14 protein-coding genes and 1 tRNA gene are annotated in these 15,566 nt (G+C 71.8%); 9 read left to right on the plus strand and 6 right to left on the minus strand.

The features are described 5' to 3' along the window. Positions 1 to 48 precede the first annotated feature (48 nt). Positions 49 to 1,374: an NAD(P)/FAD-dependent oxidoreductase gene (locus FLL47_RS19180; RefSeq protein WP_144121887.1), complete on the plus strand. Its 1,326-nt coding sequence runs from the start codon at positions 49 to 51 to the stop codon at positions 1,372 to 1,374. Positions 1,375 to 1,525: 151 nt separating this feature from the next. Here FLL47_RS19180 and FLL47_RS19185 read toward each other — a convergent pair whose 3' ends face one another. Beyond that, positions 1,526 to 3,349 carry a hypothetical protein gene (locus tag FLL47_RS19185; protein WP_222106113.1) on the minus strand — a complete coding sequence of 608 codons (1,824 nt, stop codon included), beginning with the start codon at positions 3,347 to 3,349 and terminating at the stop codon, positions 1,526 to 1,528. Positions 3,350 to 3,485: 136 nt separating this feature from the next. Here FLL47_RS19185 and FLL47_RS19190 point away from each other — a divergent pair. The 3 genes from FLL47_RS19190 (at position 3,486) to FLL47_RS19200 (ending at position 5,312) form a co-directional block, all read left to right on the plus strand. Next, a tRNA-Leu gene (locus FLL47_RS19190) sits at positions 3,486 to 3,569 on the plus strand. Positions 3,570 to 4,123: 554 nt separating this feature from the next. Continuing rightward, the gene (locus FLL47_RS19195; RefSeq protein ID WP_144121888.1) at positions 4,124 to 4,924 is read left to right on the plus strand and encodes a Bax inhibitor-1/YccA family protein; all 801 of its coding nucleotides are present in this window, start codon (positions 4,124 to 4,126) and stop codon (positions 4,922 to 4,924) included. 91 nt (positions 4,925 to 5,015) lie between these two features. Then, entirely contained in the window at positions 5,016 to 5,312 is a 297-nt protein-coding gene (locus FLL47_RS19200) for a hypothetical protein (RefSeq protein ID WP_144121889.1), read from the plus strand. A gap of 92 nt (positions 5,313 to 5,404) precedes the next feature. Here the strand turns inward: FLL47_RS19200 and FLL47_RS19205 are convergent, their stop codons facing one another. The 3 genes from FLL47_RS19205 to FLL47_RS19215 form a co-directional block, all read right to left on the minus strand. Continuing rightward, the gene (locus FLL47_RS19205) at positions 5,405 to 6,652 is read right to left on the minus strand and encodes an acetyl-CoA C-acetyltransferase (RefSeq protein ID WP_144121890.1); all 1,248 of its coding nucleotides are present in this window, start codon (positions 6,650 to 6,652) and stop codon (positions 5,405 to 5,407) included. 169 nt (positions 6,653 to 6,821) lie between these two features. Next, positions 6,822 to 7,625 (minus strand): SGNH/GDSL hydrolase family protein, encoded by an 804-nt coding sequence (locus FLL47_RS19210; protein WP_144121891.1) that lies wholly within the window; start codon positions 7,623 to 7,625, stop codon positions 6,822 to 6,824. Next, positions 7,622 to 8,683, minus strand: coding sequence for an SGNH/GDSL hydrolase family protein (locus tag FLL47_RS19215; RefSeq protein ID WP_144121892.1), 1,062 nt, complete (start codon positions 8,681 to 8,683; stop codon positions 7,622 to 7,624). The genes FLL47_RS19210 and FLL47_RS19215 overlap by 4 nt, the downstream gene beginning before the upstream one ends. Positions 8,684 to 8,819: 136 nt before the next feature. Here FLL47_RS19215 and FLL47_RS19220 point away from each other — a divergent pair, with 136 nt between their 5' ends. From FLL47_RS19220 to FLL47_RS19235, 4 genes are all read left to right on the plus strand, one after another. Beyond that, positions 8,820 to 9,188, plus strand: a complete 369-nt coding sequence (locus FLL47_RS19220) for a YkvA family protein (RefSeq protein WP_144121893.1) — start codon at positions 8,820 to 8,822, stop codon at positions 9,186 to 9,188. 31 nt (positions 9,189 to 9,219) lie between these two features. Beyond that, positions 9,220 to 10,593, plus strand: a complete 1,374-nt coding sequence (locus FLL47_RS19225) for a cystathionine beta-synthase (RefSeq protein WP_144121894.1) — start codon at positions 9,220 to 9,222, stop codon at positions 10,591 to 10,593. 237 nt (positions 10,594 to 10,830) lie between these two features. Next, positions 10,831 to 11,850, plus strand: a complete 1,020-nt coding sequence (locus FLL47_RS19230) for a choice-of-anchor A family protein (protein WP_186315796.1) — start codon at positions 10,831 to 10,833, stop codon at positions 11,848 to 11,850. Positions 11,851 to 11,952: 102 nt separating this feature from the next. Further along, positions 11,953 to 12,291: a hypothetical protein gene (locus FLL47_RS19235; RefSeq protein WP_246158218.1), complete on the plus strand. Its 339-nt coding sequence runs from the start codon at positions 11,953 to 11,955 to the stop codon at positions 12,289 to 12,291. Between the two features lie 527 nt (positions 12,292 to 12,818). On the opposite strand, the gene FLL47_RS19240 is transcribed toward FLL47_RS19235, so the two are convergent. After that, entirely contained in the window at positions 12,819 to 13,742 is a 924-nt protein-coding gene (locus tag FLL47_RS19240; protein WP_246158222.1) for a ribonuclease Z, read from the minus strand. A gap of 246 nt (positions 13,743 to 13,988) precedes the next feature. Between FLL47_RS19240 and FLL47_RS19245 the strand changes: the two genes are divergently transcribed. Continuing rightward, on the plus strand, positions 13,989 to 14,903 hold the full coding sequence (locus tag FLL47_RS19245) for a peptidase associated/transthyretin-like domain-containing protein (RefSeq protein WP_144121897.1): 915 nt from the start codon (positions 13,989 to 13,991) through the stop codon (positions 14,901 to 14,903). Positions 14,904 to 14,918: 15 nt separating this feature from the next. Here the strand turns inward: FLL47_RS19245 and FLL47_RS19250 are convergent, their stop codons facing one another. After that, positions 14,919 to 15,443 carry a GNAT family N-acetyltransferase gene (locus FLL47_RS19250; protein WP_144121898.1) on the minus strand — a complete coding sequence of 175 codons (525 nt, stop codon included), beginning with the start codon at positions 15,441 to 15,443 and terminating at the stop codon, positions 14,919 to 14,921. Positions 15,444 to 15,566: the final 123 nt, after the last annotated feature.

The following is a 15,566-nucleotide window of genomic DNA, read 5'->3' on the forward strand; positions in this document are numbered from 1 at the left end:
CAGGCATCGGCGCTGATCAGGGCGATGCCACAGCGGTAGCGTGAATGCGTGAAGCCTGTACGGATCCTGGTGGTGGGTGCCGGCCACGTCGGCCTCTATGCCGCCCTACGCCTGTCCAGCAAGTTGCGCTCGACCGAGGCTGAGGTCACGGTCGTCGACCCGCAGCCGCACATGACCTACCAGCCGTTCCTTCCTGAGGCAGCGGCAGGCAACATCTCCCCCCGGCACACTGTGGTGCCGCTGCGGCGGGAGCTGCGCGACTGCAAGATCGTGCACGGGGCGGTGACGAAGGTCGAGCACTCCCGCAAGGTCGCCACGGTGCAGCCGGTGGTCGGTCCGTCCCGGGAGATCCCCTACGACCACATCATCGTCGCGCCCGGCAGCGTCTCCCGCACGCTGCCCATCCCGGGTCTGCGTGAGCACGCGGTCGGCTTCAAGACCATCGGTGAGGCCATCTGGCTGCGCAACCACGTGCTGGAGTGCCTGGACATCGCGGCCGCCACCACCGACCCGCAGACGCGGCAGCGGGCGCTGACCTTCGTGGTCGTCGGTGCCGGCTTCGCCGGGGTCGAGGCGCTGGGCGAGATGGAGGACATGGCTCGCGACGCGCTGCGCTACTACCCGGAGCTGAAGGCCGACGACATGCACTGGGTGCTGGTCGAGGCGACGCAGCGGGTGCTGCCCGAGGTCGGGCCGCAGATGGGCGCGTACACGGTCGAGGCGCTGCTCAAGCGCAACATGGACCTGCGCCTGGGCACCCGGCTGGAGTCCTGCGTCGACGGCGTGGTGAAGCTGTCGGACGGCGGCGAGTTCGCCGCGGACACCATCGTGTGGACCGCCGGCGTCAAGGCACACCCGATGATCGCCGCGACCGACCTGCCCCGCAACGCGCAGGGCAAGCTCACCTGTGACCCGACGCTGCGGGTCGTCGACGGCGACCAGGTCGTCGAGGGGGCATGGAGCTCCGGAGACTGCGCGGCGGTGCCCGACCTGACCGCCGCCGCGGGCGAGATGTGCTCGCCGAGCGCGCAGCACGCGGTGCGCCAGGCGCGCCTGCTGGCCGACAACCTGGTCGCCACCGTGCGCGGCAAGGGCATCCGGGAGTACCGGCACAAGCACGTCGGCTCGGTCGCCAGCCTCGGCCTGCACAAGGGCGTGGCCCATGTGTACGGCTTCAAGGCCAAGGGCTGGCCCGCCTGGTTCATGCACCGCACGTACCACATGAGCCGCATCCCGTCGCTGAACCGCAAGGTCCGCGTGATCGCCGACTGGACCCTGGCCCTCTTCCTCAAGCGCGAAGTCGTCTCCCTGGGCGCCCTCCACCAGCCCATGGACCCCTTTGCCCAGGTCACGCAGCCCACCCAGCAACCCTGACCCACCCGGGCGGACCCAAGATCCGCCCGGGGCCAGGCCAGGCCCCCTCCGCAACTCTTAAAGACTCGCGGCCTCCAGGACATCTGGAGGCCGCGAGTCTTTAAGAGTTGTGCCCGGTGGCCGGCGCCCGGTGCCCGGTGGCGGGGGCGGGTTACCAGGTGCGGGGCCAGTAGAGGACGTCGGCGGAGGGGGTGCCGGGGCCGAGGAGGGCTTCCAGGGTGCGCTGGAGTTCGGCGTGGCGGGGGTGTCCGGGGGTGAGGACGACGCACGCGGCGTTCCACTTGGTGAGGTCCTTGCGGGCGTCCAGGCGGTGGTCGTCGTTGATCGCGGGGACCACCCCGGTGCGTGCCACCTCGGACAGCACCCAGGACGTCGTCCGCTTCTCGATGCCCATGGTCGCCTTGCCGTGCGGCCCGTGCGGGCCGATGAAGAAGCCCTCGGGCAGGGCGAACGCGGTCAGCGCCGAGGTCGCGTAGCGCATCGGCAGGGGCTGTTCCGGGGTCGGCAGCGGCACCGGCACGATGACGTCGCCGTCGCCGGCGCACTGTCGCCACAGGCCGTCGGCGAAGAACGCGGGCACCGCGGGCCGTTCGGTGGTCGGCAGCGGGGTTGGGAACAGCGGCAGCAGTGCCGCGGCGACCAGCGCCGGGACGCCCACCCGTACGCCGCGCAGGTCCGAGTGCGCGGCCTGCCGAAGCGCCACCACCAGCAGCACGGCCAGCAGCGGGATCGCGGCCAGGGCGAAGCGCATCGGCAGCGCGCCGTCCACCACGGGCAGATGCATGAGCAGCCGGTACGGGCCCGGCAGCGGGGTGCGCTCGTTGTGCAGCATGACCTGCGGGCCGAGCGCCAGCGCGCTCATCGCCAGTGCACCCGCGCCGCAGGCTGCCGCGAGCGCGTTGCGGCGCAGCCACACCAGCAGCCCGAGCGACAGCAGCACCAGCGGCCAGCCCAGGAACGTGTTGTATTCGGCCGGGCCGGTGGTCAGCTTCGCGGCCGTGTCGTCGCCGGCCAGCGTCAGCGGCGAGAACGCGGTGAACCCGGCCAGGTCGGCGGAGAAGTAGTAGGGGCTGAACACCCCGTCGGAGACCGACTGCGGGCCCTTGAACTGGACCCAGAGCGGATACGCCAGCAGCGCCATCGCGACCGCGACGGCGATGGACAGCCCGGCGGCGAAGCGGGCCAGCACCGCCCGTGGCGGCCGGGTGATCGCCACGTAGGTCACGGTCACGATGACCAGCGCGAGCGCGGTGAGGAACAGGGTCTCCTCGCCGATGAACACCTGCAGGCTGACCAGCACACCGAACAGGACGCCGCACCCGATGAAGCGACGCGGCCGGGCGGTGCCGGAGCGGGCCGCCCGGGCCAGCTCCACGACGCACCACAGCATGGGCGGGATCAGCCACTGCGCGGTCATGTGCAGGTGGCTGTTGGACTGCGACACCATGCCCGGGGCGAAGCCGCAGAACGCCGCGCCTACGGCGGCCGCGGTCCGGCTCGCGCCGAGCGTGCGGTGCAGCAGCAGGTACCAGGCGATCGCGGTGCCGGCCAGGTTGAGCGCGACCAGCAGGGCGAACGTGGTGGCTGCACCGAACGCGGCGGTGACCGGGGCGAGCAGGCCGCCGAGCAGGATGACCGTGGTGTTGGCGAGCAGGTTGACGCCGTACGGCGCGTTCAGGCGGTCGGTGACGAGGGAGAAGTCACCGCTCCACAGCATGGTGTCGTGCGCCAGGAACCACTCGTAGAGGATCTGGTCGGGCGGGTTCAAGGCGAGTGTCCGGATGTCCGGGTCGGGCCAGAGCCCGAGGGTGAGCCAGCCGGCGAGGGCCAGGAAGGCCAGGCAGACGCCGACGTCGCGGGTCCACTCGTGCCGCCGGGCGGGCCGCCCCACCGCGGACACGTCCTTACCACCCCGTTGGCCAGGCAGTACGGCGTCTTCCGGGGTGGTGGTGAGGGCGGGCGCGGTGCTCGTCACGCGCTTGACCCTAGCGCTTCGGTTGCGCCCGTGGCCTGTCGGCCGCTGTGCTCACGTTCTCCGGATAGCGACAACGGGCGTGCTTCGGGCCGGGGGGAACCGCTACCGTGGCAGGGCACAGCTACGTGCGGTACGCGCCCGGGTGGTGGAACGGCAGACACGGTTGCCTTAAAAGCGACTGCCGAAAGGCGTGCGGGTTCGACCCCCGCCCCGGGCACCAGCAGGGTCTGCCGTGCTGGGCGCCGGTGTGCCGAATGGCATTGCCACGGACCCGTCGCCGAACGCGCGAATGGCGTGGCGAAAAGCTTCAGAAATAGTGACGCGCTCCGATCGCCTGCCACGGGGGAAGCGGGCGATTGGAGCGCGTTGTGGACGAGCATAGCGAGCGCCCGACGGTCTGTCACCCCTTGGTCGCCTGCTTTTCGCGCCGAGTTCTCCGAGACGTGGTAACGGTCGATGGCCGCGCTGTTGCGACGTGAATTCGCAGGCTTTTCATAAGGTTTCATTAAGGATCGGGCGCGGTGATTGTCCCGGGCCCGGTGTCATCCACGGCCGCAACCGCATCGACGTGGTGCCGGGAGCGATCGGCGTGCCGTCGGCGGGGGAGCAGTCGCGCCGATCGTGGACGTGGGCGGCCGTGTCGTCGCCCGACGTGACCTCCGACACCAGGGCAGGGCCCGTCGCCTGCGAAGCGTCCCGAAAACTGTGATCTCCGGGCGTGCGCCGATCCGCTACTCTGTCGGCACATTCCCTGTAGAGGAGGCGAGACCCGCTGTGAAGAGTTCCAACCCGGTGCTCAGCCGCATCAGTGCGGCGGCGCAGCAGCCCCGGTACACCGTGCCGGGCCAGGGCGCCCCGGCGGGCTACCCGGCGGGCGGCGGATACCCGGAGGTGGTCCAGTCCGGACACGTCGACCGGATGACCATCGACGACGTCGTCGTCAAGACCGTGACCCTGCTCGCCACCACCGCGGTGGTCGCGGCGATCACCTGGACCGTGGTGCCGTTCGAGGTCATGCGGCCGGTGCTGTACGCGTCGATGTTCCTCGGCGTGATCGTCGGTCTGATCATCTCGTTCGCCCAGATCACCAACGCTGCGGTGATCGTCGGATACGCGGTGATCGAGGGCATCTTCCTCGGCCTGATCAGCAAGGCCTACGAGTACCTCTTCGACGGCATCGTGCTGCAGGCGGTCATCGCCACGCTCTCGGTGTTCCTCGCCATGGCTGCGCTCTACAAGATGAAGATCATTCGGGCCACCCCGAAGTTCATGAAGATCGTCATCGGTGCGGCGGCCGGCCTCGGCGTCGTCATGCTGGTCAACTTCGTGCTCTACCTGTTCACCGACTCGGTCGGCCCGCTGCGTGACGGCAGCCCGATCGCCATCGGGTTCAGCCTGATCTGCATCGTGGTCGCGGCGCTGATGTTCGTGGTCAACTTCAAGCAGATCGAGGACGGCATCGCCGCCGGTCTGCCGCGCAAGTACGGCTGGCTGGGCGCGTTCGGCATCCTCGTCGAACTGGTCTGGCTCTACCTGGAGATCCTGCGCCTGATCTCCTACTTCTCGGAAGACTGACCGGAGCGCCCGACCGGGCGCACCGACGACCGCCGCCTTGGGGACTGCCCCGGGGCGGCGGTCCGTTTTCCGGGCCGGGACAATCGGGGGCGTGAGCATCGAGCAGCTGACGCGCGCCGTCGACCTCCTGGCCAACCAGGTCGGACACTGGACCCCCGCGCGCTGGCGCGACCAGGGTGAACAGCTGCACAAGCTGGTGCAGCGCCTCGCCGACCAGGCCGCGGACCTCACCGGCGCGCCGCGCCGCGATGTGCCCCGGCTGTCCGATCTGGCCCTGCCGGACCAACTCAAGGTCGTCGTCGCCGACCTCGTCGCGGCCGCACCCCCGCCGGACGTCACCAGCACCGCCGCCGAAGAGATCGCCGCCCTCCGCCACACCCTCACCTGACAAAGGAAGGGCACCTTCTTAACGGAATACGTAGAAGAAGGTGCCCTTCTTAACGGCTCACCCGCAGTGAGCTGCGGGTTGGGATGGGCGGGTCAGCTGAGGCGCTCGATGACCATCGCCATGCCCTGGCCGCCGCCGACGCACATGGTCTCCAGGCCGATGCTCTTGTCGTGCCACTGCAGGTTGTTGATCAGCGTGCCGGTGATGCGGGCGCCGGTCATGCCGAACGGGTGGCCGACGGCGATCGCGCCGCCCATCACGTTCACCTTCTCCAGCGGCAGGCCCAGCTCCCGGTACGACGGGATGACCTGGGCCGCGAACGCCTCGTTGATCTCGGCGAGATCGATGTCGTCGATGGTCATGCCGGCCCGCTTGAGCGCCTGCCGGGTCGCCTCGACCGGGCCGATGCCCATGATCTCGGGGCTCATCGCGGTGACGCCCGTGGAGATGATCCGCGCCAGCGGGTTGAGCCCGAGTTCACGAGCCCGGCTGCCGCTCATGATCACGACCGCGGCCGCGCCGTCGTTGAGCGGGCAGCAGTTGCCCGCGGTGATCCGCCCGTCGGGGCGGAAGACCGGCTTGAGCCCGGCGGTGCCCTCCAGCGTCACTCCCGCGCGGGGGCCGTCGTCCTGGCTGACCACGGTGCCGTCGGGCAGGGTCACCGGCGTGATCTCGCGGGCCCAGAAGCCGTTCTGGATCGCCTGCTCGGCGAGGTTCTGCGACCGTACGCCGAACGAGTCCATGTCCTCGCGGGTGACCCCGTGCAGCTGGGCCAGGTTCTCGGCGGTCTGACCCATGGTCAGGTAGATGTCGGGCAGTTCGCCGGCCTCGCGCGGGTCGGTCCAGTCCGGGGTGCCGGCTCCGGCGCGCTGCGCGGAGCGGGCCTGGGCCGCGTCGAAGCGCGGATTGTTCCAGCTCCCGCCGACGGCCGCGGCGGCGTCCGGGGGCAGCCAGTCCGAGTTGCCCCGGGCATACCGGGACACCATCTCGACGCCCGCCGAGATGAAGACGTCGCCCTCGCCCGCCTTGATCGCGTGGAACGCCATCCGGCTGGTCTGCAGCGAGGACGCGCAGTAGCGGGTGACCGTGGCGGCGGGCAGCGAGTCCAGGCCGAGCAGGGTGGAGACCACCTTGCCCATGTTGAAGCCCTGCTCGCCGCCGGGCAGGCCGCAGCCCAGGTAGAGGTCGTCGATCTCGGCCGGGTCCAGGGCTGGGATCTTGTCCAGGGCGGCCTGGATGATGGTGGCGGTGAGGTCGTCCGCGCGCAGGTCTTTCAAGGAGCCCTTGCCGGCCCGGCCGATGGGGGACCGGGCGGTGGCGACGATGACAGCATCTGACATGAACGAACGTTAACTCGCCGGTAACTTGCCCCACCAGACCGGGTGAGAAAGTCATCATCCGCGCTGGCCTGATCGCTCGACTTGCCGGGCAGGTGGGCGAACGAGGGCACAAGATACGCCCATCTGCCAGGCAAGTCGGACGATCTTGGGCGGCTCGCGCGGCGGGCGGTCAGGGGAGGCGGGGGGTGACTCCGGCGGCGTGGGCGACGGCCGGGAGCAGCGCGTACGCCCAGACCCGGTACCCGTCCGCGGAGGGGTGGTAGCGGTCGACGGACAGCGTGTTCGGGTCGGCGCGGAACACCGGGCCGGTTTCGGCGGCCAGGTCCACCACGGCACCTCCGGCGGCGTGCACCGCGCGCACCTGGGCCCGCGCCACCCGGCGGCCCAGGAAGCCGACGACCTGGCGCAGCGGCGGCGCGATGGCGCGGGCCGCCCCCAGATCAGGGCAGGTGCCGACGACGACCTCGACCCCGGCCTCGCGCAGCCGCCGCACCGCCGCGCCCAGGTAGGCCGCCGCGTCCGCCGGGCGGCGCAGCGTGATCGCGTCATTGCCGCCGACCAGGATCACCGCGACGTCCGGCCGGTCGCCCAGCAGGCAACGGGCCACCTGGGTGGCCAGGTCCGACGAGCGGGACCCGGCGACGCCGACGCTCGACAGCGCGACGGCCTGCACCGGCCCGCCCCTGCCGGATTCGCCGCCGGACAGCAGCGCGGCCAGCTGGCCGCCGACGGTGTCGGCAACCCGGTCCACGCCCACGCCCAGGGCGGCGGAGTCGCCGAGCATGACCAGCCGCAGCGGGGTGGCGTTGTCCGCGCCCACAGTGGTGCGCAGCGCGAGGCCCAGCCCCGGCTTGGCGTACCGGCGGCTGCGCGCCACCACCGCCTCGGCCGCCAGCAGCGCCGCGCCGCCCACCGTGCCCGCGATGAGCGTGATCGCGGCGGCCTTCCCGATCCTCCGTGCCACGGAACTCATGCCTGCTCCACTACGTTCGCCTGGTCAGCCAGGCCGGCGGGGGCCTCGCCCTGGCGGACGACCTCCCACATGCGGCGGCGCAGCTGCGCCCACCGGCCGGCCGGGCCGCGATCACGGCCGTCGACGCGTACGCCGCTCACCTCGGTGCCGGCGTGGCGCGCCGCCTCGACCGCGGCCTGTGGCAGCGACCGTACCCCGTCCACGGCGGTTCGTGCGCCCGCTTCCACCCGCTGTGGCCCGGCCGGGCTGCGCAGGGCGGCCACCACCGTCGGCAGCAGCACCGACGCGGCCAGCGCGTAGCCCTCCGCGGACGGGTGAAAGCGGTCCCGGGCGAACAGCCGGTGCGGCTGGGCGGAGAACGTCGGCCCGAGCAGTTCACCCAGGGACACGGTGCGGCCCCCGGCCTCCACCACGGCGACGGTCTGCGCCGCGGCGAGCTGGCGGCTCCAGGTGCGGGCCAGCCAGCGCAGCGGTGGCCGGATCGGCTGCACCGCGCCGAGGTCGGGGCAGGTGCCCACGACGACGGTGGCGCCGGACTCGCGCAGGCGCCGCACCGAGTCGGCGAGGTGGCGCACGGAGGCGGCCTGGCCTGCCCGGTGGGTGATGTCGTTGGCTCCGATCAGGATGACCGCCAGGTCGGGGCGCAGTTCGAGGGCTTCTTCCACCTGGTGCACCAGCATTCCCGAGGTCGCGCCGACCACGGCCAGGCTGTGCAGCCGCACCGGCCTTTCCAGACGCCGGGACAGCCCGGTGGCGATCAGCGCGGCCGGGGTCTGCCGGGCTCGCAGTGCACCGAAGCCGGCGGCCGAGGAGTCGCCGAGCATGGCCATGTGCACCGGCTCGCCGCCGAACCGGCCGCCGTAGAGGCCGTCGGAGCGCGGTGGCGGGGCCTGCGCGATGGGGATGGTGCGCCGGGCCGCCTCCACCTGGCCGAGCAGCACGCCGACCGTGGCCAGGCCGACCGCGGTCAGCGCGCCTCCGCCGTAGACGGCCAGCCGGGCCAGATCCCTGCCGCGACGGTGTGCCGCCGTGGCGCCCAGCGCAGTACGCTCGCTCATAGTGAACCCGCCTCACTCGGGAGACCCGTCGGGGAATCCTCTCTGAGGCTCCTACGTACCCAGCGGATCGTCAGCTGGTAACGCTCGCTCATGCGAGAAAGGTAGCGCTCTTCGGTTGCGCGCGGATGGAGGCGAGATGGGACGCACATTGCGTCGTACCGCAGCGTTCACGGCGTTGTGGAAGGCACTCATCACGGGGAACGGCAGCAACGCCAGCCTGGCGGACCGGTTGGGCGCGATGCCGCGCATGGTTCTGGCCACGGTTCGCGGACGGTACGACGGCCTCGCCCGGCTCATGGCGATCAGCGCGGCCACGCTGTACGTGGTCTCCCCGGTCGACATGGTCCCCGAGGCGTTCCTCCTGGTGCTCGGCCTGGCCGATGACGTGATCATCGTCAGCTGGATCGCCGGGGCCCTGATCAGCGAAACCGACCGCTTCCTGATGTGGGAGAACGGCGTCAAAGCGCCCGTCGGCGGTCCGATCATCGACGGCGACGTCGCTTAACGGTGATTCAACACCGGTCTAGGCTTGACGCGTGCGCTACTACGAGAACGTCGTCGAGCTGATCGGTAACACCCCGCTGGTCAAGCTCCGGAATGTCACCGATCCAGGCGGCCCCACCGTGCTCGCCAAGGTCGAATATATGAACCCGGGCGGCTCGGTCAAGGACCGGATCGCGCTGCGGATGGTCGAGGCGGCGGAGCGGGACGGCCTGCTCAAGCCCGGCGGCACCATCGTCGAGCCGACGAGCGGCAACACCGGGGTCGGGCTGGCGCTGGTCGCCCAGCTCAAGGGATACAAGTGCGTCTTCGTCTGCCCCGACAAGGTCAGCGAGGACAAGCAGAACGTCATGCGGGCGTACGGCGCGGAGGTCGTGGTCTGCCCGACCGCGGTCGCGCCCGAGGACCCGCGGTCCTACTACAACGTCTCGGACCGGCTGGCCCGCGAGATCCCGGGCGCGTGGAAGCCGAACCAGTACTCGAACCCGAACAACCCCCTCTCGCACTACGAGCAGACCGGTCCGGAGCTGTGGGAGCAGACCGACGGCCGGATCACGCACTTCGTGGCGGGTGTCGGCACCGGCGGCACCATCAGCGGCATCGGGCGCTACCTCAAGGAGGTCTCCCAGGGCCGCGTGAAGATCATCGGCGCGGACCCGGAGGGTTCGGTCTACTCCGGCGGCACCGGCCGGCCGTACCTGGTCGAGGGCGTCGGCGAGGACTTCTGGCCGGAGACCTACGACCGGACCGTCTGCGACGAGATCGTCGAGGTCACCGACAAGGAGTCGTTCGCGATGACCCGGCGGCTGGCCCGCGAGGAGGGTCTGCTGGTCGGCGGCTCCTGCGGCATGGCCGCGGTGGCGGCGCTGAAGGTCGCCGAGCGGGCCGGGCCGGACGACGTGGTCGTGGTGCTGCTGCCCGACGGCGGCCGGGGCTACCTGTCGAAGCTGTTCAACGACGACTGGATGGCGCGCTACGGCTTCCTGCGCACGGACGAGCACGGCGCGACCGTCGCCGACATCCTGACCGCCAAGTCGCATACCAAGGGCGCGCTGCCGGAGCTGATCCACGTGCACCCGACCGAGACCGTGCGTGACGCCATCGACATCATGCGCGAGTACGGCGTCTCCCAGCTGCCCGTGCTGAAGGCCGAGCCGCCGGTCGTCACCGGCGAGGTGGCCGGCGCGGTGGCCGAGAAGGACCTGCTGGACGCGCTGTTCACCGGCGCGGCGGCGCTGCACGACCCGCTGGACCGGCACGTCGGCCCGGCGCTGCCGATGATCGGCGGCGGCCAGCCGGTGGCCGAGATCGTGGCGCTGCTGGAGAAGGCCGACGCGGCGATGGTCCTGATCGACGGCAAGCCCCGCGGCGTGCTCACCCGCCAGGACCTGCTGGCCCAGCTGGGCTGATTCCGACCGTGGTGCGGAGTTCCTGTGGGGAGCTCTGCACCACGGTGCCCGGCCGTGGCTTTCGAGGGCGGCCGGTTCTCCGGCCCGCTCGGCGACGCGAAGCGGCCGCGGGTGAACCCGGCCGCCCCCTGGGCATGGCCGGAACCCGCAGGCGCAGCCCCGGGTCGAACCGTCATGCCGGTGTGTCGGAAGTGCCACTTTCACGATCGACGTGCGGCGGCGGGCTACCCTCCGGACATGCGGAGGCCGAACGTGCTGAGCCGCTGGGTGCGCCGGATGAGCGGCGTGCCGGGACGAGCCGTGCGCGGGGTGCTGCTGACGCTGCCGCTGGCCCTGGTGCTCGCTGTCGCGCCCGCCCGCGCGGGCGCGCCGGCCCCCGACCCGCTGGACCTCGAACGGTCGACCGCACTGGCCGCCTGTGCGCCCAACGTCGACCTGCGCGACCCCGATGGCCTGCCGCTGCCCCGCCCGCTGGCGCGCGGCGCCCGGGTGCTGCTGTACCTGCGCCAGGACCAGACGAACGTGCTCACCATCCGCTCGGGCGAGCTCAACCGGATCGCCGAGCTCATTCTCACCACGCCGCCCACCGAGTCCGCGCCGCTGCTGGTGAACGTGGACACCCGGCTGGTCGACGATCGGCTGGCCTGGGCCGTGCCCCGGGTCACCGACATCGGCGGCGGCCCGGTCGACAGTGTCGTGTGGCACTTCCCCAGCGCGATACGCATCCTCCTGACCGGCCCGCCGGCACCCGGCGTGATCTTCGCTCCGCGGGCGGAAATGCTCGTCGCACCGAGCCCGCCGCCCTCGCCGAGCCCCACGCCCAGCCCGTCGGCCGGGCCCAGCCTGTCGCCCGCCGCCACGCCGTCACCGACCGGACCCCGGGCCTCCGCCGGTCCGGCCGGAGCGCCATTGGTCGCGCCGGGGCCGCTGCCGGTCGCAGCCCGGCCCGTCGGGGTGCCGGCGGTGTATGCGGTCCGCGAGGCGCCCGTCCTGCCGGACGGCCTGGACTGCGCCCCGCCGCCGTCGGCCTCGCCCAGCCCGTCCGCCCCCGCGGAGCCCAGTCTCGCGCCCGGGGCGGGCGTTCCGGAGCCGGGCGCAACCGGCTCCGCGGCGGCGTCGGCCAAGCCGGTGGCCGAGCGCCTGATGGCGCTGGCGTCACGCCCTGTTACCTGGTTCGGGGTCGCCGGGATGCTGGTGGGGCTGGCCCTGCTTATCGCAGTAATCGCTGGTAGCCGGGCGCGTCGCCGCTTCCGTTAGCCCGTTTCGGCGGCAGTCGCACAGCCTGTGCGACTGCTCTGCTTGTGCCGAGTGTTGACTAAGCGTACGGAAGCGGCAGTGCTACCGAGGGGAGAGTGGATCGTGGTCACCGTCGACCATGCACCACCCACCGAGACCAGCCACATCGAACCCTCCGACATAACCGACCACCTGCTGTGGCGCGACGCGCAGCAGATGCTGGAGCGGCACAACAGACCTGACGACGACCATCTCTGCAACTGGTGCGGTCAGCATTGGCCGTGCCCGCCACGAAAGCTGGCCGAGCGCGCGGAAGCCGCGGCCAGCCGGAACTGGCGGGAGGCCTGGACCGTGCGGCACGACATCAACGGGATGCGCTCATTGCCCGCCTGGCGCGCCGACCTTGGCGAGCGTGGCGGCTCCATCATGCGAAACGGCACCCGCAGGAGCCTCTTCGACTAGCCAACCACAGGGTGTTCCGATGCCCCGCCGTCCCCCGGCACGTGGTCATCGGGCCCCGTCCCAGCGGCGACGCCGTTGCGCTCCGCCAGCGTAGGCGTGCCGCGTGCATCTGTACGGCTGATCGGGAGTCGACATGCCTCCGTCGACTCCAAGCGCCTCCGGCCAGGCGTTTCTCCCCAGTCGTGCGGGTGCGTCAGTGGGCGAGGGTACGTGATCTCCGGTTCCCCGCAGTCCGGTCACGTACCCTCGCCCCGACTCGGCTAAGGCGAGAACTTCCAGACCAGCAGCAGATAACCGCCGCAGTACGCGGAGACGAGCGCTTGAGGTGGACGTCGGCCGCGGCGGGATGGCCCTCAGCCGCGATGTGGACATGGTGCCCGGCGGCGGCACGGTTGCCCAGCAGGCCGAAGGCGTCCTTCCCGGTCAGGTGGGCCCAGCTGAACAGGACGACGAGGCCGCTGGTGCGGGCGGCATGCCACGAGCGCGGGCCAGGCGGCGGCCGCCGCGACGAGCTTAGGCCGTCGCGGTCACCGGCGAGGTGGTACGGCGATCCGGGCCAATTCCTCGGCCACCACGATCTCCCCGTCGAAGTACGCCGCGGCCTCATGGCCGAAAACGGCGGCATCCGGGTGGCGCTGGGAGAAGTGGGTGAGCACGAGCCGCCGTACGCCCGCCTCGGTGGCGATCCGGGCCGCCTGCGCGGCCGTGAGATGCCCTGCCTCCGCCGCCAGCGCGGCCTCCGACTCCAGGAACGTCGACTCGATGACGAGCAGGTCGGCGCCCTCGGCCAGCTGGATCGCGGCGTCGCACCAGCCGGTGTCCATCACGAAGGCGACCACCTGCCCCGGGCGCGGCTCGCTGACCTCGTCGAGGGTCACCAGCCGACCGCCGGCCACCACCGTGCCCACGCGCTGCAGCACGCCGACGTCCGGGCCGTGCACACCGAGCGCGGCCAGCCGCTCCGGCAGCATGCGGCGGCCGTCGGGCTCGGCCAGGCGGTAGCCGTACGACTCGACCGGGTGTCGCAACCGGCGTGCGCTGAGCGTGCCGAACGGTCCGGTGGCCAGCACGCCGTCCCCCTCGACCGGGCACTCGGCGAGGCGGGCCTGGTCGTGGAAGTGGCTGGCGTGGCGCAGCCGCTGCAGGAACTCCGCGCCGGAGCCGGGGAAGTGGACCGGCACCTCGTGCGGCACCCGGTCCAGCGACAGCCGCTGCACGATGCCCGGCAGACCGAGGCAGTGGTCGCCGTGGAAGTGCGTGATGCAGATCCGGGTGATGTCGCTCGCCGCGGCCCCGGCCAGCAGCAGCTGCCGCTGGGCGCCCTCACCCGGGTCGAACAGCAGACCCTGGTCGTCCCAGCGCAGCAGATAGCCGTTGTGCGCGCGCTGGCGGGTGGGCACCTGGCTCGCCGTGCCGAGCACGATCAACTCCCGGCTCACGGACGCCCCCACGTGGAGATCGTCTTCACCGGGGGAGGGTACCGCGTGCGCCGGACACGCCCAGCGTTCTTCCAGCAAGGGCCGAGGCAACGCCGACGTCACGTGCCTAACGTCGCCCGCACAGGGCCGCCCAGGGGTAACGCCCGCACAGGGCCACCAGGGGTAACGCCCGCACAGGGCCACCAGGGGTAACGCCCGCACAGGGCCACCAGGGGTATCGCCCGCCACAAGGGGCATCAGGGGTAGGGGGACGAGGCGATGGGACACGATCACGAGGGCCAGCGGGTGAGCCGCCGGTCGATCTTCGCGGGGATCAGCTCGATCGGGCTGGGCAGCCTGCTCGCCGCCTGTGGTGACGGCACGCCCGCCACGACGACCAGCGGGGAGGCGGTGTCGCCGGATGCGACCACGTCGGCGGACCTGACCGGCCTGTTCGCCGACGCCAACACGTGCCGGCTGGCGCCGTCCACCACGCAGGGGCCGTACTACTTCGACGCGGACAAGATCCGCAGTGACATCCGGGAGGACCGTGCCGGCACCCGGCTGCGGGTGGTGCTGAAGGTCCAGGACAGCGAGCAGTGCAAGCCGCTCACCAACGCGGTCGTGGAGATCTGGCACTGCGACGCGGCGGGCCTGTACTCCGGCGCTGAGTCGCTGTCCTCGGGCGGCGGCGGGCAGCCCGGCGGCGCCCCGCCCAGCGGGGCACCCGGCGGTGGCCCCGGCGGGACGCCACCCAGTGGGGCACCCGGCGGGACTCCGCCCGGCGGGAACGCGCCCGGTGGCGCGAACGGCGGCGGCGCGAACGACGGCATGGCCGACCTGCAGCCGGTCGACGACCAGCGTTACCTGCGCGGGGCCCAGGTCACCAACGCCGACGGGATCGTCGAGTTCACCACGATCTGGCCCGGCTGGTATCGCGGCCGCACCGTGCACATCCACGCGATGGTGCACGTCGGCAGTACCCGGGTGCTTACCACCCAGCTGATGTTCGACGAGGCGCTCAACACGAAGGTGTTCGCGGCGGCCCCGTACGCGTCGCACACAGGGCGGGACACGTTCAACGACGGCGACGGCATCTTCCAGAACACCATGCTGCTGAAGGTCACCGAGGACGGTGACGGCTACCTCGGGGTGCTGGTGCTGGCCGCCGACTCGGACTCCGACGGCAGCTGAGCCGTTCGCGGGCGGTCAGGGGATCGGCCGGGCGTATCGCACGACCGGCACGACCGCGGGGCCGATCGGGGTGGTGCGGGTGACGCCGTCGGCGGCCCAGCCACCCCGCTCGTAGAAGCGCCGGGCCCGGGTGTTGTCGCTGACGACGTACAGCAGCGCCTGGTGGTGGCCGAGGGCGGCGAACCCGGCCAGGCAGGTGTTCATCAGCGCCAGCCCCACGCCCGAACCGATCGCATCCGGGTGGACGTGGATGGCGTTGAGCATGCCGGTGCCGACCGGGGCCTGTTCCTCGGCCCCGGCGGGACCCAGGTAGCAGAAGCCGACCACGGCACCGCCGCGTTCGGCGAGGTGCAGGCGGTGCGTGCCCGCCTCGGCGGCGTACCGCCGCGCCCACTTGTCCTGCTGCACCGCGACGGTGATCTCCGCCAGCTCCTGCGGCGTGAGCAGTTCCCGGTACGCCGACCGGCGGCTCAGGGCGTGCAGCTCGCCGATCGCGGCCACGTCCTCGGGCGTGCCGCCCCGGCGGATCGTCAGCGTCATGCCGGGAACGCTACTGCCTGGTGAAAGCCATGTCCGGCCCGGCCGACGTCATCTGGATCACCAAACGTCAGAGGGTGCGGACCTCGAATGCGGCATCGACCGACATCGACCCGAAGGTGCGGG

Source organism: Catellatospora sichuanensis, assembly GCF_007483665.1.
Classification (GTDB): Bacteria; Actinomycetota; Actinomycetes; order Mycobacteriales; family Micromonosporaceae; genus Catellatospora; species Catellatospora sichuanensis.